23 protein-coding genes and 1 pseudogene are annotated in these 22,470 nt (G+C 74.2%); 8 read left to right on the top strand and 16 right to left on the bottom strand.

What is annotated here, in order from left to right:
* The 4 genes from HUT10_RS43910 to HUT10_RS43895 all read right to left on the bottom strand — a co-directional run bounded on the left by HUT10_RS43910 (window position 1) and on the right by HUT10_RS43895 (window position 3,472).
* On the bottom strand, window positions 1–762 hold the full coding sequence (locus HUT10_RS43910; protein ID WP_176176616.1) for an ABC transporter permease: 762 nt from the start codon (window positions 760–762) through the stop codon (window positions 1–3).
* The gene (locus tag HUT10_RS43905; RefSeq protein ID WP_176176615.1) at window positions 746–1,588 is read right to left on the bottom strand and encodes an ABC transporter ATP-binding protein; all 843 of its coding nucleotides are present in this window, start codon (window positions 1,586–1,588) and stop codon (window positions 746–748) included. Before HUT10_RS43905 ends, HUT10_RS43910 begins: the two co-directional genes overlap by 17 nt.
* An 89-nt stretch (window positions 1,589–1,677) precedes the next feature.
* On the bottom strand, window positions 1,678–3,210 hold the full coding sequence (locus tag HUT10_RS43900) for an acyl-CoA ligase (AMP-forming), exosortase A system-associated (protein ID WP_176176614.1): 1,533 nt from the start codon (window positions 3,208–3,210) through the stop codon (window positions 1,678–1,680).
* The gene (locus HUT10_RS43895; protein WP_176176613.1) at window positions 3,203–3,472 is read right to left on the bottom strand and encodes a phosphopantetheine-binding protein; all 270 of its coding nucleotides are present in this window, start codon (window positions 3,470–3,472) and stop codon (window positions 3,203–3,205) included. The genes HUT10_RS43900 and HUT10_RS43895 overlap by 8 nt, the downstream gene beginning before the upstream one ends.
* Window positions 3,473–3,654: 182 nt before the next feature.
* On the opposite strand from HUT10_RS43895, the gene HUT10_RS43890 reads away from it, so the two are divergent.
* Entirely contained in the window at window positions 3,655–4,638 is a 984-nt protein-coding gene (locus HUT10_RS43890) for a LuxR C-terminal-related transcriptional regulator (RefSeq protein WP_176176612.1), read from the top strand.
* 433 nt (window positions 4,639–5,071) lie between these two features.
* Here HUT10_RS43890 and acpS read toward each other — a convergent pair whose 3' ends face one another.
* From acpS to HUT10_RS43835, 12 genes and pseudogenes are all read right to left on the bottom strand, one after another.
* The gene (gene acpS / locus HUT10_RS43885; RefSeq protein WP_176176611.1) at window positions 5,072–5,731 is read right to left on the bottom strand and encodes a holo-ACP synthase; all 660 of its coding nucleotides are present in this window, start codon (window positions 5,729–5,731) and stop codon (window positions 5,072–5,074) included.
* Window positions 5,728–6,477 (bottom strand): hypothetical protein, encoded by a 750-nt coding sequence (locus HUT10_RS43880; protein ID WP_176176610.1) that lies wholly within the window; start codon window positions 6,475–6,477, stop codon window positions 5,728–5,730. The genes acpS and HUT10_RS43880 overlap by 4 nt, the downstream gene beginning before the upstream one ends.
* The gene (locus tag HUT10_RS43875) at window positions 6,470–7,609 is read right to left on the bottom strand and encodes an acyl-CoA dehydrogenase family protein (protein ID WP_176176609.1); all 1,140 of its coding nucleotides are present in this window, start codon (window positions 7,607–7,609) and stop codon (window positions 6,470–6,472) included. Before HUT10_RS43875 ends, HUT10_RS43880 begins: the two co-directional genes overlap by 8 nt.
* Complete coding sequence (locus HUT10_RS43870; RefSeq protein ID WP_176176608.1) at window positions 7,606–8,214, bottom strand: acyl-CoA dehydrogenase family protein; 609 nt, start codon at window positions 8,212–8,214, stop codon at window positions 7,606–7,608. Before HUT10_RS43870 ends, HUT10_RS43875 begins: the two co-directional genes overlap by 4 nt.
* Entirely contained in the window at window positions 8,211–9,158 is a 948-nt protein-coding gene (locus tag HUT10_RS43865) for a 3-oxoacyl-[acyl-carrier-protein] synthase III C-terminal domain-containing protein (protein ID WP_176176607.1), read from the bottom strand. Before HUT10_RS43865 ends, HUT10_RS43870 begins: the two co-directional genes overlap by 4 nt.
* A gap of 112 nt (window positions 9,159–9,270) precedes the next feature.
* Window positions 9,271–10,134 carry a hypothetical protein gene (locus HUT10_RS43860; RefSeq protein WP_176176606.1) on the bottom strand — a complete coding sequence of 288 codons (864 nt, stop codon included), beginning with the start codon at window positions 10,132–10,134 and terminating at the stop codon, window positions 9,271–9,273.
* A gap of 3 nt (window positions 10,135–10,137) precedes the next feature.
* Window positions 10,138–10,404 carry an acyl carrier protein gene (locus HUT10_RS43855; RefSeq protein ID WP_086848245.1) on the bottom strand — a complete coding sequence of 89 codons (267 nt, stop codon included), beginning with the start codon at window positions 10,402–10,404 and terminating at the stop codon, window positions 10,138–10,140.
* Window positions 10,401–10,637, bottom strand: a complete 237-nt coding sequence (locus tag HUT10_RS51500; RefSeq protein ID WP_254897543.1) for a hypothetical protein — start codon at window positions 10,635–10,637, stop codon at window positions 10,401–10,403. The genes HUT10_RS43855 and HUT10_RS51500 overlap by 4 nt, the downstream gene beginning before the upstream one ends.
* Before the next feature lie 311 nt (window positions 10,638–10,948).
* Window positions 10,949–11,704, bottom strand: a pseudogene (locus HUT10_RS51495) (diaminopimelate decarboxylase); the annotation flags it as partial.
* The gene (locus HUT10_RS43845) at window positions 11,701–13,044 is read right to left on the bottom strand and encodes an ATP-grasp domain-containing protein (protein ID WP_176176605.1); all 1,344 of its coding nucleotides are present in this window, start codon (window positions 13,042–13,044) and stop codon (window positions 11,701–11,703) included. The pseudogene HUT10_RS51495 and the gene HUT10_RS43845, both read right to left, overlap by 4 nt.
* A complete protein-coding gene (locus tag HUT10_RS43840; RefSeq protein WP_176176604.1) occupies window positions 13,041–14,000 on the bottom strand; it encodes a ketoacyl-ACP synthase III family protein in 960 nt (319 codons plus the stop codon). The genes HUT10_RS43845 and HUT10_RS43840 overlap by 4 nt, the downstream gene beginning before the upstream one ends.
* Window positions 14,001–14,021: 21 nt before the next feature.
* Window positions 14,022–15,605 carry a condensation domain-containing protein gene (locus HUT10_RS43835; RefSeq protein ID WP_176176603.1) on the bottom strand — a complete coding sequence of 528 codons (1,584 nt, stop codon included), beginning with the start codon at window positions 15,603–15,605 and terminating at the stop codon, window positions 14,022–14,024.
* A gap of 229 nt (window positions 15,606–15,834) precedes the next feature.
* On the opposite strand from HUT10_RS43835, the gene HUT10_RS51950 reads away from it, so the two are divergent.
* From HUT10_RS51950 to HUT10_RS43805, 7 genes are all read left to right on the top strand, one after another.
* Window positions 15,835–15,960, top strand: coding sequence for a hypothetical protein (locus HUT10_RS51950; protein WP_303247007.1), 126 nt, complete (start codon window positions 15,835–15,837; stop codon window positions 15,958–15,960).
* Window positions 15,961–16,177: 217 nt separating this feature from the next.
* The gene (locus HUT10_RS43830; RefSeq protein ID WP_176176602.1) at window positions 16,178–16,711 is read left to right on the top strand and encodes a hypothetical protein; all 534 of its coding nucleotides are present in this window, start codon (window positions 16,178–16,180) and stop codon (window positions 16,709–16,711) included.
* Window positions 16,708–17,163, top strand: a complete 456-nt coding sequence (locus HUT10_RS43825) for a GNAT family N-acetyltransferase (RefSeq protein ID WP_176176601.1) — start codon at window positions 16,708–16,710, stop codon at window positions 17,161–17,163. Before HUT10_RS43830 ends, HUT10_RS43825 begins: the two co-directional genes overlap by 4 nt.
* Window positions 17,156–17,593 carry a hypothetical protein gene (locus HUT10_RS43820; RefSeq protein ID WP_176176600.1) on the top strand — a complete coding sequence of 146 codons (438 nt, stop codon included), beginning with the start codon at window positions 17,156–17,158 and terminating at the stop codon, window positions 17,591–17,593. The genes HUT10_RS43825 and HUT10_RS43820 overlap by 8 nt, the downstream gene beginning before the upstream one ends.
* Window positions 17,581–18,162 (top strand): GNAT family N-acetyltransferase, encoded by a 582-nt coding sequence (locus HUT10_RS43815; protein WP_176176599.1) that lies wholly within the window; start codon window positions 17,581–17,583, stop codon window positions 18,160–18,162. Before HUT10_RS43820 ends, HUT10_RS43815 begins: the two co-directional genes overlap by 13 nt.
* Window positions 18,159–21,326 (top strand): S41 family peptidase, encoded by a 3,168-nt coding sequence (locus HUT10_RS43810; RefSeq protein WP_176176598.1) that lies wholly within the window; start codon window positions 18,159–18,161, stop codon window positions 21,324–21,326. The genes HUT10_RS43815 and HUT10_RS43810 overlap by 4 nt, the downstream gene beginning before the upstream one ends.
* The gene (locus tag HUT10_RS43805; RefSeq protein ID WP_176176597.1) at window positions 21,323–22,441 is read left to right on the top strand and encodes a 4'-phosphopantetheinyl transferase superfamily protein; all 1,119 of its coding nucleotides are present in this window, start codon (window positions 21,323–21,325) and stop codon (window positions 22,439–22,441) included. Before HUT10_RS43810 ends, HUT10_RS43805 begins: the two co-directional genes overlap by 4 nt.
* Window positions 22,442–22,470 lie beyond the last annotated feature (29 nt).

The raw sequence follows: 22,470 nt of genomic DNA, 5'->3' as shown, positions 1-22,470 counted from the left end.
TCAGAGCAGGTGGCTGCGGCCCCAGCCGTGGGCGAGCCGGTAGGTGGCGAACGCCCCGGTGGCCAGGCCGATGCCGAGCACGATCAGCCCCGGGCGCAGCATGGCCTCGGCGTGGCCCGCCACGGCCTCGCGGATCAGCGACAGGCCCCAGTAGCCCGGGGAGAACGGCGCGATGGCCTGGGCCCACGACGGCATCAGCGACACCGGCAGCAGCGAGCCGCCGAGCGAGCTGATGGTGATCGCGCCGAGGTCGACCGCGACGATCAGGTCACCGCGGCTGCGGACCACAGTGGACAGTGCGGCGCCCATGGCCAGCAGCATGAAGCCCCACAGGCACATCGCCCCGAGCACCAGGCCGGGCGACACCGGGAACGGCATCCCGACGACGAGCCAGCCGTACACCATGAGCACGCTCTGCTGGATCAGCAGCACCACGAACACCGGGACCGCCTTGCCGATCAGCAGTTCCGCGCGGGCGGCCCGGCTGGCGCGCAGCCGGTCCCAGGTGCGCCACTCGCGTTCGACGAAGATCGCGTTGCCCACGATCGCCATGGCGAACACGGAGAACATCACCAGCTGCCCGGTCACCGCCTCGACCGCGCCGGTGCCCAGCGCCTTCACGTACAGCGGCTGGAACAGCACCATGAAGATCATCGGCGTGATCAGGTAGCTGATCAGCTGCGAGGGGTCGCGCAGGCGCAGGATCGCGTTGTAGCGGACGAGGGCGCCGGCCCGGGAGAGGGAGTCAGTGCGCGTCGACATCGGTGGTCACCGCCAGGGAGTGGTAGAGGTCGTCCAGGCTGGGGTTGCGCAGTTCGACGGACTCGACCGGCCGCTCGACCGTCGGCAGCAGCTCCAGCAGCGTGCCGGTCGGGTCGGTGGTCGAGACGGTCAGCTGCTCGTCGGCGGTGCGCACGCGGACCTCGCCGGGCAGGCCCGCCAGCAGTTCGTCGGCGCCGCCGCGCGCGATCACCCGGCCTTCGGCGGCCACCGCGATGGTGGCCTGCAGATCGGTCAGTTCGGTCAGGTAGTGGGTGGTGTAGACCACTGCGGCTCCCTCGCCTGCTCGTTGCTTGACCACGTCGAGCAGCGCCTGACGGGTCTCGGGGTCGGCACCGGCGGTCGGCTCGTCGAGCAGCAGCAGCGCGGGCCGGTGCACCAGCGCCGTCGCGGCCTGCGCCCGCCGCTGCTGGCCGCCCGAGAGCAGGCCGCAGGTGCGGTTCAGGAAGCTCTCCAGCCGCAGCGCGGCCGTGAGGTCGTCGATGGCCGAGCGCAGCGCGGCCCGGCGCAGGCCGGCCAGGCGGCCGTACAGCTCCAGGTGCTCGCGGACGGTCAGCGGGCGGTAGAGCGCGATGTGCTGCGGGGAGATGCCGATGCGGTCGCGGGCGCGCGTCGGCGATTCGCCGTCGACGAGCACGGTTCCGCTGTCCGGGCGCAGCAGCCCGGACACCATTTCGACGAACGTGGTCTTGCCGGCGCCGTTGTGGCCGACCAGTCCGACGATCTCGCCCGCGGCGACCTCGAGGCTGAAGCCGTCGAGGGCCTGCACTTCGTCGTAGCGTTTCCGGAGGTCGATTGCTTGCAACATGGGGGATCGCTCCTTGCGGTTCACGGCTCTTGCAATGTCGCACGGGGACGGCCGGGACGGCGCTCCCCCGCGGTGGCAGGAAACTGCCGTCATTCGGTGCCGGCGGGCACCGCGCTCAGCGCCTCCCGCAACGCGACGCGGTCGAACTTGCCGTTGACCGACCGGGGCAGCTTCGGCAGCGCCTCGATCCGCCGCGGCAGCATGTACGCGGGCAGTTCCTTCGCCAGCGCGCGGGAAACCGCCTCGGCGTCGGCTTCCGGCGCGACCGCCAGCACGATCCGCTGGCCCAGCACGGGATCCGGCACGCCGAACGCGGCCGCCTCCCCCACCAGGCCCGTGGCGTAGGCCGCTTCCTCGACCTCGGCGGGGCTGACGCGGTAGCCCGACGTCTTGATCATCTCGTCGGTCCGGCCGACGAAGTAGAGGAAGCCGTCCTCGTCGCGGTAGACGGTGTCGCCCGACCAGACGGCGATCTCCGGGCGCACCAGGCCGTCCGGGCCCGGCACCGGGCGGAAGCGTTCGGCGGTGCGGCCCGGGTCGTTCCAGTAGCCGAGCGCCACGAGCGCGCCGCGGTGCACCAGCTCGCCGTGCTCGCCGGGCAGGCAGGGCGTGCCGTCGGGGCGCAGCACGAGCACTTCGGCGTTCGGGATCGCCTTCCCGATCGAGCCGGGACGGCGGTCCGCCTCGGCCGGGTCGAGGTAGGTGGAGCGGAACGCCTCGGTCAGGCCGTACATCAGGAACGGTTGCGCGGCCGGGAAGATCTCGCGCAGCCGGGTCAGCGTGGCGCGGGGCATGCGGCCACCGGTGTTGGCGAAGTAGCGCAGCCGCGCGGTCGCCTCGGCCGGCCACTGCTGGGTCACCAGCTGCAGCCACAGCGGCGGCACGCAGGTGAGCGCGGTGACGCCGTGGCGGGCGCAGAGCCGGACGATCTCCTTGGGCAGCAGGTAGTTCACGAGCACGACGTGCGCGCCGGCGGCGAAGGCGGTGGTGAGCTGGCTGAAGCCCGCGTCGAAGCTGAGCGGCAGCGCGGCGAGCACGACGTCTTCGCGCGTGTGGCCGAGGTACTCCGCGACGCTCGCGGCGCCGGCGAGCAGGTTGCGGTGCGAGAGCACGACGCCCTTGGGACCGCCGGTGCTGCCGGAGGTGTACATGATGGCGGCCGGGTCCTGGTCGATCACGGTGCCGGGCACCGGGACCGGGTCGTTGGCGAGCAAGGCGTCCCAGGCGGGCTCGCCGAACACGACGACCGGGGTCGCTCCCGGCACCGCCTCGCGGACCGTCGCCAGCCGCTCGGTGGTCGTGAACACCACCTTCGGCGCGCAGTCGGCGGCGACGTGCGCGATGTGCCGGGCCTTGAACAGTGGGTTCAGCGGCACCAGGACCGCGCCGGCGGCCGCGGTGGCGAACAGCGCGACGACCGTCTCGAGGCGTTTCTCCGCGTACACCGCGACCCGGTCGCCGCGGCGGACGCCGAGCCGGTGCAGGCCGGCGGCGACGCGCTGCACCTGGTCGGCCAGCTCGGCGTAGGTGAGCGTGCGGTCCTTGTAGGTGACGGCCGGGGCGCCGGCCGCGCCGCGGGCGAGCAGCTGGTCGAGCCGCACCGGGGCGGCGGCCTCAGACATCGGCGGGCTCCGGCGCGACGAACTCCGCGACGGCGGCCCACAGGGTGCCCGCGGTGGCGAAGGTGTCCTCGGTGAGCAGCTCGTCGGGCAGCTCGAAGCCGAAGGTCTCCTCCAGGTCGGTGACGAGCTGCACGACGCCCATCGAGTCGAGCCCGAGCGCGGCGAGGTCGTCGTCCTCGGCGATCCGGTCGCCGAGCGCGTACGGCAGGTGCGCGACCAGGATCTCGAGGAACCCCGGCGGGATGGGGAGTGTGTCAGGCATTTCGTCACCCTGTTTCGCTTTCGGCGGTCAACCGTGTCCCCCCGAGAACACCACCGGCCGGAATCACCCGGCCATCACCGCGCTCTCATCCCGCCACTCCCCGGGCGAGAGCGGCGTGAGAGCGCCCCGAGAAGACCGGCTGCGACGGTGGAAAGGGTAGAAGCCAGACCTTTGGAGGCACGATGTCGACGGCCACCCTCCCGCCGCTCGGGGCGTTCTCCGTGCCCGAGCCGGACCCCGAAGCCGAGCTGTACCGCTACGCGGCCCGCTGCGGCCGCATCTCGTCCGTGGCCACCGCCGCGGCGCACCTCGGCCTGCCCGCGGACACGGTCCAGGCCGCCGCGGCACGGCTCGTCGAGCTGCAGCTGCTGCGCGCGGTCGACGACGGCTTCGTCCCCCGGGAACCCTCGGCGGCCGCGGAGCTCGTCGTGACCCCGCTGGAACGCGCGATGTACGAGCGGCGCGAAATGGCCGACCGCCTGCGCGAGCGCATCGACGGCATCACGCGCGCCCCGGCAGGCGCGGCGGGCACGCTCGACCGGCTGGAGGGCGTGGCCGAGATCCGCGGCCTGGTCAAGCTGGCGGCCGAGGTCTGCCGCGACGAGCTGGTGGTCCTGCACCCGGGCGAGGCGGCCGACGACCTGGTCGACGAGCTGCTGGACGCGTGCTGTTCGGTGCTGGGCGACGGCGTCGGCGTGCGGGTGGTCTGCCCCCACCGCAGCCGCGCGGGCTACGCGGCCCGCGCCCGGTTGACGCAGCTGGCCGGCCGCGGGGCGCAGATCCGCACGCTCAGCCGCGTCCCGGAGGCGGCGGTGGTCTTCGACCGGTCGCTGGCGGTGACGCTGGACGTCGCGGACCTGTCGGCCCGCCGGGTCCGCGACCGCGGCATGGTGCGCTTCCTGCTGGGCTTGTTCGACCAGCTGTGGGACGGAGCGACGCCGTTTTCGGCGGAGGACCAGGGCTACAGCGGCGAGATCGCCCACGACATGCAGCAGACGATCGCCCGGTTGATGGCCCAGGGCCTGACGGACGAGGTCGTGGCGCGGCGGCTGGGGATGTCGGTGCGGACGTGCCGGCGGCACATCGCGGCGATGCTGCAGAACCTGGATGCGGTGTCGCGGTTCCAGGCGGGAGTGCAGGCCGCTTCGCGGTTCACGCTCGCGTGAGGCCGCGGCCCGGCTCCAGCCCGATTCGGCCCGACGGCCCAGCTGCGGCTCGGTCCGGAAGCCCGGCTCAGTCCGGCAGTGCCGAAATTGTCGGTGCCCGCCGGTAGAATGGAAAACGGGGGGCGCCCCGCGGCCCGGGCTCGGCCGACGGCCCAGCCCGGCTCGGTCCGGCAGCCCGCCCCCGTCCGGCGGCTCCGGAATTGTCGGTGCCCGCCGGTAAAGTGGAAAACGGGGGGCGCCCCGCGGCCCGGCTCAGCCCGGCACCGGCACCGGCACCGGCACCGGCCCCAGCCCAGCCGAAGCCGGCAGCCCGGGCCCGCAGCGAATTGACCCAATGCCTGCTCCCCCACCACACCAGCTCCGGCACCACCGGCTCGAGCGCCACACGAAGAGGGGCCTTCCGCTCACGGAAGGCCCCTCTTCTCTGCCCGCCCTACCACCCCGCAGCCTCGGCAACGACACCGTAGGTGCGCGGCAGATCGGTCATCCGGTAGATGCCGGCCTCCGGGATGCGGATGCCGTACCGGTGCTCGATCCGGGCGAGCAGCTCGATCACCACCACCGACGTGACCCCCAGATCGCCCGCGAACGAGGTCGCGGTGGCCACCTCGGTGGCGGGTACCGAGAACAGGTCGGCGGCCAGCGCCGCCAGCTCGTCGAAGCGAGCCGGGACGACGGGCACCGAAGGCGCGGCCGCGCGGCGGAACGGGCGGGGCGGCCGGGCGCAGCCCGCCGCCGCGACCGCCACCACCAGGTCGGCCTGGTGGCTCAACGTCACCACGATCTCCTCCAGGCCCGCCTCTTCCGCGATCTGCGCCGCGCCGCCGCCCAGGGTCACCAACGGCGCTCCCCAGTCGTCGTTGGTGACCTCGATGTCACGCCAGCGCAGGCCCTGGCCGAAGCCACGGCCCAGCATCTTGCAGGTGGCCTCCTTGACGGAAAACCGCCCGGCCAGCCGTTCCAGGGACCGTTCGGCACCCATCCGGGCGGCCTGCTCCAGCTCGACCGGGGTGAAGACCAGCGTCCGGTAGCGCCGGTGCGCCGCGACCTCCGCGAACCGCGGGATCGACATCAGGTCCACGCCGATTCTCATCCACTCCGCCCCCCGAGCAGGCTCGCCGTGGCCGCCGGCACCAGCCGCAGCGCGGACACGTCGACCGCGAGCAGCGAAAGCCAGCCCTCGCGCAGCGGCCCGCGCGTGTGCAGCAGGACGCGGTCGCCGTCGGCCACCACGCCCTCGGCCAGCGCCGCGCAGAAGGCCAGCCACGCGTCGCACGGGCCGCGGCCGGTGAAGCGGTGGCCGGCCGCCAACGCCGGTTTTCCTTCGCCGCAGCCGGAAACCGTCAACGCCGCGGCGCCGCGCCGGACCCGCAACCCGACGGCCGCGAACCGCGGGTGGGCGCCCGCCGTGTCGGCGAACAGCGGCTCGTCGCAGACGACCGCCGTCGCTTCGCTCTCGACCGCCCACTCCAGCAGCCCGAAGACGGCCGTGCCGCCGAGCTCGTCGAGGTGGGAGAGGCCGACGTCCTCGCCCGCCCAGCCGCTGCGGTGCACCAGCCCGGCCAGCGCGGCGACGTTCGGGTCGCGCAGCGGGCCCGACCGCACGAAGAACAGCGGCTGCGGCACGGCAGGCGGCCCCAGCGCGGCGAGCACCTCCGCCGCGACGTCGACGTCGTCGTCCTCCGGGATCCGGACCATCAGGCGGGACAACGGGATCCCGGCGGCGGCCAGCCGCTCCGGCGGGACCAGGTCGGCCGCCCCGGGCAACGTCGACAGCGGCACGTACTCCTCGCGCCGGGCCGCGGCGAACGCGATCGTGTCGATCCCCAGCTCAGGCATCGGCGTCTCCCGCCTGGTACCCGCGCGCCACGTGCAGGCGGTGGATGTTGCTGGTGCCCTCCATGAACTCGAAGGCGTGCACGTCCCGCGTCCACTTCTCCAGCAGCGGGTGCTCGATCAGGCCGGCCGGGCCGAGTGCGGCCGACGCCCAGTGCGCCGTCCCCACCGCCAGGCCGACCGCGCCGAGCTTCGCCGCGCTGGAGAGGTAGCCGCGCTCGGGGTCGCCGTCGATCCGCGCCGCCGCCTCGTACACGAGCTCACGGCCCGCTTCGGCGCGGGCGAGGGCGAGCTGGCCGCCGGGGGCGTTCTTCCGGTGCTCCAGCACGTACTCGACCATCGCCAGTGCCGTCCCCACGGCGGAGGCGGCGATCCGCACCCGCATGTGGTTGAACGTGGTGATGGCGGCGAAGATCCCGCGCCGGGTCGCCGGCAGGTGGTCGCCCAGCAGCCGTCCGGCCGGGATGGCGACGTCCGAAAAGGACAGCCGGCTGATGTAGGCGCCGCGCAGGCCGATCATCTCGAGCTTCTCGCCCTGCCAGCCCGGCGCCGGGACCTCGACCAGCGCCGCGCGGATCGACAGCGCGCCGCGGCCGGTGCGGCCGAACACCACGCCGACGCTGCCGCGGGCGGCGTTGCCGACATAGCACTTGCCGCCGTTGAGGCGCCAGCCGTCGCCGTCGCGGTCGAAGCGGGTCTCCATCGCGGTCGCGTCGTTGCCGCGGCCCTCTTCGGTCATCGCGAAGAACGACCAGCGGCGGCCGCCGTGCATCCGGGTGAAGAACCACTCCTGCTGCTCGGGCGTGCCGAGCAGCTCGACGAACACCCCGGCCAGCCCGGGTGACGGGCAGGCCAGGATCGCGCCGACGTCGCCGCGGGCCAGTTCGATCAGCCCGGCCACGTTCTCCAGGCACGAGCCGCGTTCCATCGCCCGCAGCAACGGCGTCGACGGCAGCGACTCGCGGTACTGCGGCGGCGTGTCGGCCTGCCGCACCATCTCGAACACGGGCGAGTTGTAGTGCTCCTCCATCGCGTCCGGGTCGGTGTCGATGGCCAGGGCCCGCGACCGCAGGTCCACCGCGGCCTCCCGGCTCAGGTCGCGGACCGCGCGGACGCGTTCGCTCAGCTCGATCATGCCGGTTCTCCTTCCGGTTCCCGGTCCACCCAGGTGCCGGCCACCAGGGCCGAGACGTAGAGCGACCGCGCGGGTGAGGTGGCCAGGAAGCCCGAGGCGCCGAGGTGCTGGGCCACCCGCCAGCCCAGCTCGTCCAGCTCGCGGTGGACGTCGGCGACGGCGGCCGGGTGCCGCTGCGAGCGCACCTGGGCGCGCAGCCGTTCCACCGCGGCCATCACGTCGCCGATCGCGCCGGCGATCAGCTGCTTGCGGATCAGCGGTTCGTCGCCGCTGGTGCGGTTCGACAGGTGCTCGACGACGTGGTCGAGCACCGAGCGCAGCACGCCCAGCCGGACGGCCGCCAGGTGCCGGCCGAAGTCGGCGAGCTCGAGCGCGTCCCGCTCTTCGCGGGGACGGCCCGGGGTGGCGAGGAAGACGATGTCCTCGCGGTCGGCCAGGCTGTGCGTGCGCACTTCGGCGCCTCCGGGCACGGCCGCGGCGGGCACGGCCGCGTACCGGCCGGGGGCCAGCCGGTCGGCCGGGGTGGCGGGCAGGGCCGCGGCGAGACCGGCGGCGAGGCCGCCACTGCGTGCGGTCCGCTCGCATTCGAGCAGGCTGGTGGTCACTTCTCCTCCACGACCTCGACGATCACCGACTGGAAGTAGGCGCCCTGGCCCACCGAGACCAGGGCGCAGCGCTCGCCGGGGCGCAGCCGTCCGGCCGCGTCGGCGTGCTGCAGGGCGAGCAGCGAGTCGACCCCGAAGTTGTGCCCGCGCTCGGCGACCAGGTCCAGCGGGATCTTCTCGAACGGGAAGCCGGACAGCCCGCTGAAGGTGCGCCAGAACATCCGGTTGGACAGGTCGGGCAGCACCCAGTCCACATCGGACAGTGCGAGGCCGGCGTCGCGGGCCGCGGCGCCCACGACGGCCACCGCCTGCTCGCAGCAGACCTTGCCGAAGAGGGTGAACTCCTCCTTGGTCATCCGCAGGCTGCGGTGGAACCGCGTGTCGCGGGTGCTCGCCCCGCCGAGGTGGCGGTAGCGGGCCGGGCCGGGGGACACGACGAGGGCGGCGGCGGTGTCGCCCGCGATGGTCGTGCCCGGGATGTAGCGGCCGCGGTCGCTGGCGCTGCCCTGGTCGCCGCCGAGCACGAGCACCCGGTCGTCCGGCGCGGCACCGGGCCGGGCCAGGTAACGCCGGGCCAGCTCGACCGAGCGCAGCACCGAGGTGCAGTTGACGTGCGACACCCCGAAGAACGGCACGCCGGGCAGGCCGAGCGCGTCGCGCAGCCGGTCCGGGAACTCCCCGCACAGGTCCAGCTCGGCGATGAGCAGCGTGTGGCCGTAGAGCACCAGGCTCGCCCGCCCGCCGCCGAGCGCGGCCCGCCCGGCCTCGGCCAGGTGGTCCGCCATCCGTTCGCCCGGCGCGAGCACCGGGCTGTCGCGCAGGCCGTAGATGCGGCCGAACATGCGCCGCTCCAGGGGTTTGGCGCCCGACCGCACGAGCACGTCGTCGACGGCCTCGACCCGGCCGGGCAGCCGCACGGCGACCCGGGACAGCCCCGTGTCCATCAGTGCTCCCTCCCCCGGCGACGCGTGTCGACCTCCTGATCACGCGTGTCGACCCTCGGATCACGCGTGTCGACCCTTCGCGCACGGGCGAAGGCCGCCGACCGCGCGCCCATCAGTGCTCCCTCCCCGGCACGAGCAGGCAGCTGCAGAACGTGCCGCTCGCCGGCTCGAAGTCGGCCAGCAGCACCGGCTGGTCCAAGGGCCACCGGCGGGCGAGACCCGCCCACACGCCCGTGCACCACAGGTCCGGCACCGCCTCGACCCGGCTCGCGTACGGCGTGCCCGCGAGCCTCTTGGCCAGGCCGGCGCCGGCCAGCACCGCCACGCCCGGGTGCCGGTACAGCACGTCGGCCAGCGCCAGGGTGGCGGTGTGCGGCCCGGTTCCGCCGAGCCGCACCTCCTCCAGCTCGGTCACCGCGACGTCGCCGGTCGCCCCGGCCTGCAGCAGCACCGCCGCATCCGGCCGGTGGGTGGCCGGGTGGCCGCTGTCCCACAGCACAGCGTTCTGGTCGTACACCAGCAGCGCCGCCTGGGTCGCCTCGCCGATCCGGCACAGGCCGTCCAGCAGGCGCAGGGCCGTGAACGCCGCCCCCGGCCCCGGGGCCGCGACCGAGCACGGTTCCGGGTTGCCGGGCAGGCGCCCGGCGAGGTAGCAGCCGGCGACCTCCGAGTGGTACAGGTCCGGCGAGTGGTAGGCCAGCACCACCGCGTCCAGCGGCGGCAGCGGCGCACCGGCGTCGGCCAGCAGCGCCTCGGTCATCTCGATGAACCCGTTGCCGGTGCGGGCCAGGAAGTCCTCCCGGTCGGCCGCGGCGCCGAAGGTGTCGACCATGAGCCGGGCCAGCTCGGGACGCATCCCGAACACCGGCTTGGCGCGTTCGGTGAACACCCGGTGCGTCACGCCGCTCAGGTGCACCCCGGCCGGGCGCGGGGGTACCGCGACCCGGCCCGGGGGCGCAAGCGTTTGCAGGGACATGGCTCAGACCGCCGCGGCGGACCGGGCGAAAGCCGACTCGATGTAGTCGGTCAGGCTGCCGACCGTGCGGAAGACCTCCGGGCCGAGCTCGTCCGGGTCGATCTCGAGGCCGATGGTGTCCTCGAGGCTCATCAGCAGCTCGATGACGCTGGTGGAGTCGAGCGCCAGGTCCTCGAACAGGCGCAGCTCCGGGGTGACGCCGCCGATCTCCTTGTTGAGCACGGCGGACAGGGCGATCTCCAGGTGGGCGACGATCTCGGTGCGGTTCATCTCGGCTCGCTTTCCGTGCTGGTGGTGCTGGTGGTTGGCTGGTGCAGGTGCTGCTTGCGCAGCAGGTCCGCGGGCTCGTCGCGGTCGCGGACCAGGTGGGCCGCTCCCCCGCGCACGAGCACCTCGGCGGGGAACCCGTGGCTGAGGAACAGCCCGGGCGAGGCCGACGGCCCGTAGGCGCCGGAGTTCAGGACGCCGACCAGGTCGCCGGCGCGCAGGTCGGGCAGTTTCACCTGCTTGAGCAGGGTGTCGTTGGGCGTGCACAGCGGACCGGTGACGGTCCAGGGGCCGGGCTCGACGGTGTCGTCGGTGTCCTCGCCCGCCGCGCGCGGGTGAGCAGCACGGCCGGGAAGTTGCGCTTGACGAACGAGCCGATGCCGACGGCCGCCATGTGGTGGTGGGTGCCGCCGTCCGCGATCGCGAACCGCTCCCCCATCGACTCCTTGACGTACCGGACGCCGAGCACGTAGACCCCGGCGCGGCCGGCCAGGAACCGGCCGGACTCCATGATCAGCCGGGTCGCCGGGTGCGCCCGGTGGAACGCCTCCAGCATCGGGTTGATCTCGGCGGCCACGTCGGCGGCGTCGAGGTCGTCCTCGCCCTCGAAGTAGGCCACGCCGAGGCCGCCGCCGATGTCGACCGCTTCCAAGCGGATCCCGGTCTCCGCGGCGACCCGCTCGGCCAGGTCCAGTGCGTAGCGCGTGTTCTTGCCGATCACCTCGGCGTCGAGGATGCGCGTGCCCATGTAGACCTGGATGCCGGCGACGTCGGCGTGGCGGTACTCCGCCAGCCGCGGCCCGGCCGCGAGGACCTGGGCCTCGTCGATGCCGAACTGCCGCGGCTTGCCGCCCATGGTGAGCCGGGAGCCGCTGATCGCGCAGGTCGGGTTGATCCGCAGCAGCACCCGCTGCTGCTTCCCGAGCTCGGCGCCGAGCCGCTCGATGTCGTCCAGCTCGTCGAAGGACTCGCAGACGATCGCGTAGACGCCGGTGTCCAGGCACGCCCGCAGCTCCTCCTGGCTCTTGCCCGGGCCGAGGAAGATGATGTCGTCCGGCCGCGCACCCGCCTTGAGCACGGTCTGCAGTTCCACAATGGACGAGACCTCGGCGCGCGCGCCGCCGTGGTGCAGGGCGGCGAAGACGCTGATGTTCGGGTTCGCCTTCAGCGAGTAGAACACCTCGATCGCCGGGTGCAGCACCGCGCGCAGGCCGGTGATGGTGGCGTGCAGGACGTCGCCGTCGTAGACGTACAGCGGCGTGCCGAAGCGCGCGGCCAGGTCCTGGTAGTCGATGTCGGTCATGCGTCTTCCCCTGCCATGGCGCTGAGGCGGCGCTCGGCCTCGGTCCGGACGGCGAGGGCCTCCTCGGGCGAGTCCCCGACGCAGATCGCGTAGAGACGGCCGTGGAAGGAGCCCTCGCCGGTGAACGCGGCGTTGAGCGTCGCGAAGTTGTTGACCAGCACGCCGGTGTCGCCGGCGCCGGTGAAGAACAGGTCGCCGAGCGCGGTCTCGACCTCGGCGAAGGTGTGCTCGCGCTGCAGCTTCAGCGAGAAGGTCGCCGCGATCGCGTGCCGGCCTTCGGGGATGAACTTCTCGGCGATCCGGCTCTGGTAGGTCGACATGTTGAACCGGGCGTTGATCTCCAGGCACGGGTAGAGGGTGCCGTCGGCGGCGAGCATCGCGTCGACGCCGACCATCCCGTAGAAGCCCTCGTCGTGCAGCGCGCGCCCGATCTTCTCGACGGCTTCGGCGAGTTCGCGGGCCGCGACCGGCGGCAGCTCCACCGGGAACCGGTGGCCCTGGTGCACGCCGTTCTTCAGCACGGCGGCCTTGACCGTCTCGAACCGGACGCCGCCGGTGCGGGAGACGACGAACTGGTAGTTGAGGTCCTGGGCGTGCTCGATCCAGGACTCGACGACGAGGTTCGCCGGCGCCTCGGCGCCGCGGCGCTCGATCAGGCGCAGCAGGCGGTTCGCGCCACGCTCGTCCTCGACCACGACCATGCCGCGGCCGGAGACGCCGAGCGACTCCTTCACCACGACCCGGCCGCCCAGCGCCAGCTGGGAGGTGAGCGCCTCGCGCAGTTCGCCGACGGTGTGCACCACCCGGCCGGGCACCTGGCGCAGGCCGAGCGAGTCGACCAGGCCGCGGCTGAACACCTTGCCGTTGACCGCCTTGCAGATCTGCGCGGTCGAGCCGGCCAGCGGCAGCCCGGACTCCTTGGCCAGTGCTTCTTCCGACGCCGAGATGCCCAGCGGCATCAGGTAGGTGTTGCCGTCGGCCAGCTCGCGCAGCCGGGACAGCAGCTCCGGCGAGTCGAGCGCATCCTCGGTCACCATCGCGTCCGGGTCGTTGTGCTCGGCGATCAGCGTCGAGCCGTCGGCCGCGCCGATCCGGGCGAGGTACCCGGCGAACGCGGCGTCCATGGGTGCCTTGAGCACCACCAGGTCGCCCTCGCCGGCGAGCAGCGCGCCCATCTCCTCCATGCGGTTGACCGTGGCCCCCGCGAACGAGATGCCGGCGCCGGGCAGTTTCGGCTCGCCCACCGCCCAGCTGCGCTCCACCTCGAAGTTGTTGACGAAGACGAACCGCGCACCGACGTCGCCGGTGAGGTCCTTCTTCAGCCGTGCCACGAAATTCATCCCTGGTTCCCTTCTCCGATCTCGACGACGGCCGCCGCGAAGGTCGCCCCGAGGCCGGCCGAAGCCAGCAGCACGAGGTCCCCCGGATCGACCCGCCCGTCCGCGCGCGCCGCCGCCAGGTTGATGAACGGGTCGGAGCTGTAGCAGTGGGCGTACTTCCCGACGTTGTCGAGGAACACGCGGTCCCGCGGCACGCCGAGCGTGCCGGTGATGCGTTTCCACGACAGCTTGTTGACGTTGTGCGGCAGGATGGCGGCGATGTCCGCGGCCTCGGCACGGGCGTCGTCGAGGGCGTCCTGCATGACCTGGGCGAGCGCGTCCGGGTAGACGTGCTTGTACTGCAGCTGCAGGGCTTCGTCGCAGTCGATGCCCCGGTAGAACTCGCCCAGCACGGTGAGCGCCCGCCCGAGGACGCGGTCGCCGCGCGGGTCCGGGCCGAGCAGCACCGCGGCGGCGCCGTCGCCCTGGATCGTGGTGTCGCGGATCAGCCGGGCCTCGTGCATCAGCACCTTGTCACCGGTGAGCACGAGCACGCGGTCGCCCGGTGCCGCGGTCGCCAGCAGCGAGCGCGCCACGTGCAGGGCGTGCAGGCCGACCACGCAGTTGAGGTGCGAGAGGCTGAACGCGGTCGCGCGGTGCAGCCGCAGCCGCGTCCGCACGTCCTCGAGGAGGCCGGGCGTGGCGACGGCGACGTGCTGCATGGTGTGGGCGTGGACGAGGAACCGGACCGAGTCGCGGTCGGTTCCGGCCAGCACCCGCTCCCCGGCGCCGGTCAGCAGGTCGGCCAGTTCGAGGCCGTCGGCGACGGCGACCCGGTCGAGGCCGAGGAAGCGGGTGAAGAAGCGCAGCTGCGTCGCGTCGAGGCCGAGCGGGCCGGCCAGGTCGGCGACCGGCAGGCTGGTCTCCGGCACGAACGACGCCACCCGTTCCAGGCGGGGTGCTTCGAGCAGGGACATGATTTCCTCCGATCTACTGGCTCAGCCGCGGGCCGGCACGAGGTCGTGCGCGAGCGCGGACAGGGGGCGGGCGGTGGTGAACGGGACGAGCCCGGCCGACCAGCCGCGCTCGTGCAAGGCCTCGACCACGCGGGGCAAGCGCAGCACGCGCCCGCCCGCGCCGAGGTAGCTGCGGGCCGGGTCGACGTCGCCGAGGCCGTTGACCTGCGCGACGACCTCGGCGAGGACGCGTTCGGCGGGCGCGGTGCCGAGCCGCTCGGGTTCGGCGGGGACGGCGGCGGCCCGCGGCGCCGCCGGGGTGAAGCCGATGAGCGCGGCGGCCTCGCTGACGCGCAGGTCGGTGCCGGGGTCGCGGTGGGCCTCGACGAGCCGGGCGTAGCCGCGCAGGAACTGTTCGACGGCGTCGGCGTCCATCACCGCGTCCAGGGCCTGCAGGGCCAGGGTGATGCCGTCGGCCCATTCGTAGACGCGCAGGTAGCTGTCGGAGCCCGCGAGCGCCCAGTCGGCGGGCGCGGCGTTGACGGCGTAGCGGTCCCGCTTGGTGCGGCACGACCGCGGGGCGTTGTCGAGGAAGTTCAGCTCCGCGACCACGCGCACGCCCTCCTCGGCGATCAGCTCGTACACGCGGTCATAAGGCACGTGCGCGTGCGTCATCGCCTGGCTCACGCTGGTCGCGGACGCCTTGACCACGGTCGAGAACCGCGGATCGCCGCCGAGGTCGGCGAGCACCGGCGTCGGGTAGGACAGGCACGTGACGGCGCCGCCGAAGCCGCTGGCGTCCCGCTGGCTGGTGTACATCCGGTGCGCGACCAGCGTTTCACCGGTGTAGGCGGCGAGCGTGACGGCATAGGCGGCCAGGTGCACGGCCGAGGGCCACACGTGCTCGCGCGCGGCGATCGTCCGGGCGGCCGACAACAGTGACGGGACGGTGAGGGAGCCGCTGTGTGCCGTCTCGGAAGCCCTGCGCCGCTTCGAGAAGACGTCCGCGGGGAGCTTCCCGGCGAGCTCGCGCCAGTAGCCGAGCGCGGGTTCGAGGTCGGCCTCGGTGCGGTTCTCCTCGAAGCGGGCGAGGTCGACCGGCTGGTGTTCGACCGGGTCCAGCACCGCGGGCCTGCCCTCGGTGCGCGCGGCCAGGAGCTCGTCGAGCTCGGCGGCCAGGCGGTCGAGGGCGACGTCGTCGAAGGCCAGGTGGTTGAAGACCAGGTGCAGGCGCACCAACCGGCCGCCGCTGGTGACCACGCAGGCACGCAGGGGCCACTCGCGGGCCAGGTCGAACGGGGTGCGGGTGAGCCGCGCGATGACCTCCACGGCGTCCTCCGTGGTCGCTTCGACCACCGGCTGCGGCGACGGCGGCTGCACGACCTGGCGCGGCCAGGCGCGCCCGTCGGCCGCGGTGCCGGTCAGGTCATAGACCGTGCGCAGGATCTCGTGCCGGCGCACCAGGTGCGTCAGGGTGGCGCGGACGGCCGCGACCGTGCAGCCCGCGGGCAGCGGGTAGCTGGTGCCGATGTGGGCCTCGTGCCGCGACTGCGCCGGCACCCGCAGGTACCGCAGCAGGTGGTGGTGCTGTCCCCAGCAGAGGTTCGCGCTCTTCGCCTCGGGCATCCGGGGCCTCCAACCGTGAATCGTCGTACGCCGATGGTGGGTGGTGGCGGCGGAAATGGTTAGCCCCTGGCGGTGGCACGTTTTCCGTGGCACGAACATGACACCGGGCGGCGAAGGGTTTCCCTTGACCGGCAACGGTTCGTCGGTGAATCTGGGTTGGCCCCGCCGGAACGCAGGAAATGCCGACCGGATCTGCGGGGGAAATCCACCAACGGAATGAGGAGCACCCATGTCGAAGGAAGCCTCGAAGGTCGCCAGCAAGGTCGCGTCGAAGGTCGCTTCGAAGGTCGCCAGCAAGGAGGCCTCCAAGGAGGCGTCCAAGGAGGCCTCGAAGGTCGCTGCCAAGGAGGCGTGACGACCCGGCGGGTCGGCGGCGCACCGCGCGCCGCCGCCCCGCCGCACCGGGGCTTTCACCGGAGAGCTCCGGTCTCGTGGCCACCGCGGGCGCGGCACCGCCCCCGGCACCCGCCGGGCGGTGCCGTTCCCGCGGCTCCTCGCCGCCACCCGGTCCGTGCTCTCACCGAGGAGCGGGCCACCCCGATTTTCGCCAGCCCATGCACCCGGGAGGGGCCATGACCTCGATCGCGCCCGCCGCACCGACCGCCGCCGTCCCGGTGGCGCGGGTGCTGCCGCGCTGGTCGGCCCGCGCGTACGCGGACGCCGACCGGGCGGAAGTGCTCGCGCTGTTCACCGATCCCGGCTTCTTCTTCCGCACCGACCGGCCCGGCACACGGCCGGAGCGGGAGATCCTGCGGCTCCTCGGCGACGACACGCGCGTGCTCCGCGCCGACGGCGAGCCCGTCGGTCTCTACGCGCTGGAGCACGAGGGCAGCGAGCACGGCTGCCACTACGTCCTGCACCTGCGGCTGCGCTCCGACGCGCCCACGCACTGGTGGGCCGAGGTGTACCGCGAGATCGTGCGGGCGCTGCGGTGGCGCCGCGAAATCGTGCGGCTGTCGGTCCGGTTCCCCGAGTTCGACCCCGCCGGCCTCGCCTTCGCGCGGTCGGCGGGACTCACCGAAGAGGGCACGCTCGCCGGCGTGACCACGCGCGATGGCCGTCGCCGCGGCACGGTCTTCTTCTCCCAGGTCTGGACGGAGTCATGAAACTGCGCGGATACCGCGGCACCGACCGCGAGCTGCTGAGCGGGCCGTGGCTCGCCGGCGAGCTGCTCGGGCTGCCACTGGCGGACTGGCCCGCGCTCGCCGAGCCGACCGAGGTCCCCCCGCCCGACGGCGACGACGAGGAGCTGTGCGTCACCGACGGCGCCTTCGTCCGCTACACCGGCATCGACTGGGTGCACCGGCGGGCCCGCGTCGAGCTCGGCGTCCACACCGGACTGTCCGATGTGGAGGAACTGCTGACCGCCGCCGTCGCGCACGGCTTCACCGCGCTGAACCTGCGGCGCCTGCACGGCTGGGTCACCCCGGCCGCACGGGCGGACACGGACGCGCTGGCCGCCGCCGGTTTCCGGCGCGAAGCCGTCGTCCCGGCCGCCACCTGGTTCGACGGCGCACCCGCCGCACGGGAGATCTGGGGGACGATCCGCCATGACTGAGCTGAGGCCGCTTTCGCCAGCCGAGGCCGCACGGGGGCTGCGCCGCGCGGGGACCGCCGCGCGCGGGTTCCTCGGCACCGACCCGGTGACCCAGAACGACGCCCTGCTCGTGCGCGAGCTCACCCGCCGCGAAGCCCAGGTGTACGCCGCCGGCGGCGCGCTGGTCGGCTGCGTGCCGAACCGGGTGCAGCCACGCCAGGCGTACGTCTCGAGCACCTCCGCCGGGCCCGAGCCGGTGCGCGCGCTGCTGCGCCACCTCACCGCCTACCAGCGGCGGACCTCGTTCGTCGCGCTGGTCCCCGGCAACGGCGCCGCCGCCTTCCTCGGGGCCGGGTTCGCCCACAGCGGCGTGCTGCCCGGCCACCACTACGCCGGCCACGCGTTCCACGACGTCCTGGTCCTGGTGAAGGAGGAGTCATGCCGATCGTGACCGTCCGGCACTTCACCGAAGAGGACATCCCGCTGCGCACGGAACTGCTGCGCGAAGCGCGGTTCGCGGCCAACCTCACCGACTTCGCCGTCGGGTCCGACGACGACGGCCTGCAGGCCCGGCAGCTGCGCACGATCACCGACGAGCACCGCACCAAGCGGATCTTCACCATCTGCGGCTCGCACGACCGCGTGCTGGGGTTCGCCTGGATCACCTCGATCGACTGGCGCGCCCAGTGCTGCGAGCTGTCCTTCGGCGTGCTGCCGCGCGACCGCGGGCTCGGCGCGTTCGCCGTCTACGCGGTGCACAAGCACCTGCGCGACGAGCTCAACATGCGCGTGATCGTCAACCAGGTCTACACGCACAACACGATGTTCCTCTCCGCCGAAGCCCTCGAAGCCCAGCACCAGGTCCGGTGCGAGCGGGACTCCTACACCGTCGGCGAGTGGCGGACCGCGTGCTACTGGACGCTGTCCGACGAGGACATCCGGGCCCACGAGGCCACCGCCGAGGAACGCCGCCGCGAGCTGGCCGAGCGGATCCGCGAGCGGATCGAGGCGCGGTCGTGACCGGGCGGGCCGGGTACCTGCGCACGCCCGCGGTCTCCGGCGGCACCCTGTACTTCGCGTGCGAGGACGACCTGTGGTCCGTGCCGGCCGAAGGCGGCCGGGCGCACCGGCTGACCGCGGGCCCCGGTGAAGCCCGGCGGCCGCGGATCTCCCCGGACGGCACGGAAATCGCGTTCGTCGGCACCTACGACGGCCCCGCCGAGGTGTACGTGATGCCCGCCGAAGGCGGCCGGCCGCGGCGGCTGACCCACCAGGCAGGCCGCTGCCTCACCGTCGGCTGGCACCCGGACACCGGCGAGGTGCTCTACGCGACGGACGCGGAGCAGCCGTCCGGCTTCGGCGCACGCCTGTTCTCGGTGCCACCGGCCGGTGGTCCCGCGCGGCCGCTGCGGCTGGGGCCCGCCGACACGATCGCCTTCGGGCACGGCGGGGTCGTCGTCGGCCGCAACACCGCGGATCCCGCGCGCTGGAAGCGCTACCGCGGCGGCGGCACCGGCGAGCTGTGGTACGCCGAGGACGAGGCCGGGCCGTTCACGCGGCTCGTCGCGCTGCCCGGGAACGTCGCCGACCCGTGCTGGGCCGGCGGCCGCGTCCACTTCATCAGCGACCACGAAGGCATCGGCAACGTCTACTCGTGCCGTCCCGACGGCGGCGACCTGCGCTGCCACACCGACCACCACGACCACTACGCGCGGGGGCTCACCACCGACGGCACCCGGCTCGTCTACACCGCGGGCGCCCGGCTGCACCTGCTCGACGACCGCGGCGCCCGGCCGGTCGAGGTGGACCTGGGCGGCGCGGCCCCGCAGCGCGGCCGCCGGTTCGCCCCCGCGGGCGAGTACCTCGACGGCGCGCGCCTGTCCCCCGACGGCACCCGGCTCGCGGTGACCGCCCGCGGCAAGGCGTTCACCTTCGAGCACTGGTCCGGGCCGGTCCGCGGCCACGGCAGCGCCGACGGCGTCCGCTACCGGCTGCTGCGCTGGCTGGCCGGCGGGCGGCAGCTGGTCGCGGTGGCCGCCGACGAGAGCCCGGACGAGCGGATCGTGCTGCTGGACGCCGAGGGCGGCGAAGACGCCCCGGTGCTGGTCGCGGGCGGCGTCGGGCACATCACCGAGCTGACCGCCTCACCCGCGTCCGGGCTCGTCGCCTTCGCCACCAGCCGCCAGCGCGTGTGGCTGGTGGACACCACCGACGTGCTCCCCCGGCCCCGGCTGCTGGACGCCAGCCGGCACGAGCGCATCGAGGACCTGGCCTGGTCGCCCGACGGGCGGTGGCTGGCCTACACGTTCCCGGAGTCGCCGCGCACGTCGTCGATCAAGCTCGCCGACACCGCGTCCGGGCGCACCCACCGGGTCACCGAGCCGGTGGTGCGCGACGCGCGCCCGGCGTTCGACCCGTCCGGGCGGTACCTGTACTTCCTCGGCCAGCGCGACCTGACGCCCGAGCTGGACCAGGTGCAGTTCGACGTCGGGTTCCCGTTCGGCTCGCGGCCGTACCTGATCACCCTGCGGGCGGGCGAGGAATCGCCGTTCGAGACGCGGGCCGCCGTGCCCGGCCAGGCGCGGACGGCCCCGCGCGGCGACGGCCGGGTGGAGATCGACTTCGACGGGATTTCCCGGCGGGTGGCGGCGTTCCCGGTGCCCGAGGGGCGCTACAGCGACATCGGCGCGCTGCCCGGCCGGGTGCTGCTGCTGTCGGTGCCGCTGGCCGCGCCGGACCCGGCGCACCCGGACGCCGGCGGCGACGGCACGGTGTCGCTGGTCGACCTGGGCACCGGCCGGGTCACCGCGGGCTGCCTCGGCCCGGTCGACGAGCTGGACGTCCGCGGCGACGTCGTGCTGCACCGCACCGACAGCCGGCTGCGGGTGCTGCGCGCCGACGCCGCCGGCGACCCGCCCGACGGCGAAGAGCCGGGCCCGGCGACGGGCTGGGTCGACCTCGGCCGCGTCAAGGTCCCGTTCGACCCGTCGGCGGAGTGGCGGCAGATGTTCCGCGAGGCGTGGCGGCTGCAGCGCGAGGGTTATTGGGACGCGCGGATGTCCGGCCTCGACTGGGACGCGGTGTACGACCGGTACGCGCCGCTCGCGGAACTGGTGTCGTGCCGCGCCGAGCTGTCGGACCTGATCTGGGAGCTGCACGGCGAGCTCGGCACGTCGCACGCCTTCGAGCGCGGCGGCGAGTACCGCGCCGGACCGGACGAGGCCCAGGGCTTCCTCGGCGTCGACTGGGACACCCCGCCCGACGGCTCGACCTGGCGGATCGCCCGGATCCTGCGCGGCGACCCGTGGAACCCGAAGGCCGGTTCGCCGTGCGCCCGGCTCGGCGCGGACATCCGCGCGGGCGACGCCGTGGTCGCGGTCAACGGCCGCCGGGTCGGCCCGCCGGGTCCCGGCGAGCTGCTGGTCGGGCAGGCCGACCGCGAGGTCGAGCTGACCGTGCGGCGGGGCGGCGCCGAGCACCGCGTGGTCGTGCGGGCGTGCGCGAGCGAGGCGCGGGCGCGGTACCTGGACTGGACCGAGGGCAACCGCGCGTACGTGCGCACGGTGTCCGGCGGGCGGCTGGGCTACCTGCACGTGCCCGACATGACGCGCAGCGGGTACGCCGACTTCGTCCGCGGGTTCCTGACCGAGCTCGACCGCGACGGCCTGATCGTGGACGTCCGGTTCAACACGGGCGGGCACGTGTCACCGCTGCTGCTCGACCGGCTGGCCCGCCGCCGCACCGGCACCGAGCACGGGCGCTGGAGCGGGATGGCACCGTACCCGACGGAGTCCCCGCGCGGCCCGATGGCGACGCTGCTCAACGAGCACACCGGTTCCGACGGCGAGATCTTCGCGCACGTGTTCCGCGCGCTCGGGCTGGGCCCGCTGATCGGCAGGCGCAGCTGGGGCGGGGTGATCGCGACCTGGCCGCGCCACCGGCTGGTGGACGGCACGGTCACGACGCAGCCGGAGTTCCGCTACCGCTTCGGCGACGCGGGCGGTTCTTTGGAGAACCACGGCGTGGAGCCGGACCTGGCGGTGGTCCCGGCCCCGGACCGGCTGCTGCCGGGCGAGGACGACCAGCTCGCGGCGGCGGTCGCGCACCTGCTGGCGGAGCTGGGGTCACCGTCGGACGAGCTCCCGGTTCCCCGGGCGGCGCTGCTGCTGCCGCAGGCGCCGTGACCGGGGGAAGCGGGCGGGTGGTCCGCGCCGGTGCCGACCCCACCACCGAACGCGGGCCGCGGGCGAGCCGCACCGGCACCGGCACCACGACTGCCGCGTGGGAGCCGCGAGTGGACCGCGCCGGCACCGAACGCGAGCCGCAGGCGAGCCACGCCGGCACCGGCACCACGACTGCCGGGCGGGAGCCGCGAGTGGACCGCGCCGGCACCGAACGCGAGCCGCAGGCGAGCCGCACCGGCACCGGCCCCACGACCACCAAGCCCCGGCCGCGCACGGTTCCCGCCGGTGCCGCGATCACCGCGTCCGGCTCGCGCACGGCCGCTATCGGTACCGGCACCCGGCCGCGGCCGGTCCGCACGATCGCCCGCCCGCGCCCCGGCGAGGTCGACTTCTGGCTGCTGCCGATCCACCCCCGCCCCGCGTGGCGGCGGCTGCTCGACGACACCGAACTCGCCCGTGCCGACCGGTTGGCCGCCACCCCCGCGGGGGACGTCTTCACCGCTTCGCGTGCGTTGCAACGGCTTTGGGCCGCCGCCGTGCTCGGCGTCCCGCCCGCGGAGGTGGTGATCGACCGCTCCTGCGAGCACTGCGGCGATCCCGCTCACGGCCGGCCCCGGCTGGCCGGCGCTCCGGCCTTCTCCGTCTCCCACACCGCCCGCTTCCTGCTGCTCGCCGTCGCGGGGGGCGGCCGGATCGGCGTCGACCTCGAAGAGCCCGGCGCGGCGGCCGATCCGGCCGGCCTCGCGGGCGTGGTCCTGTCACCGGCCGAACACCGGGCGTTCGTCGCCGCGCCCCCGGCGGAACACCCGGCCCGGCTCCTGACCGCGTGGACCCGCAAGGAAGCCGCGATGAAGCTGGCCGGGCTGGGGCTCGCCGCACCCCCCGCGCGGGTGGATGTCCGCGGGCCGCTCGCCCGTTCGGACGCGCCCGGCTGGCCGCGCGAGCCGGTGCACTTGCGGCCTCTCCCCCTCCCCGGCGACCACCTCGCGGCCGTCGCCACGACCGTGCCGATCAGCGGCTTTCACCGGCGTGACCTGGCCGGACTCGGCGCGCCGCCACCCGCCGGGCCGCCGTGGCCGGGCGGGGCACGGGATGGGGGCCGCCAATCTGGGTAGCGAGTACCCATGTACCCGCATCTCCCGGA

The organism is Amycolatopsis sp. Hca4 (genome assembly GCF_013364075.1).
Classification (GTDB): Bacteria; Actinomycetota; Actinomycetes; order Mycobacteriales; family Pseudonocardiaceae; genus Amycolatopsis.
Note: the sequence above shows the minus strand (reverse complement) of the source record. Positions and strands in the feature narration are given on the sequence as shown.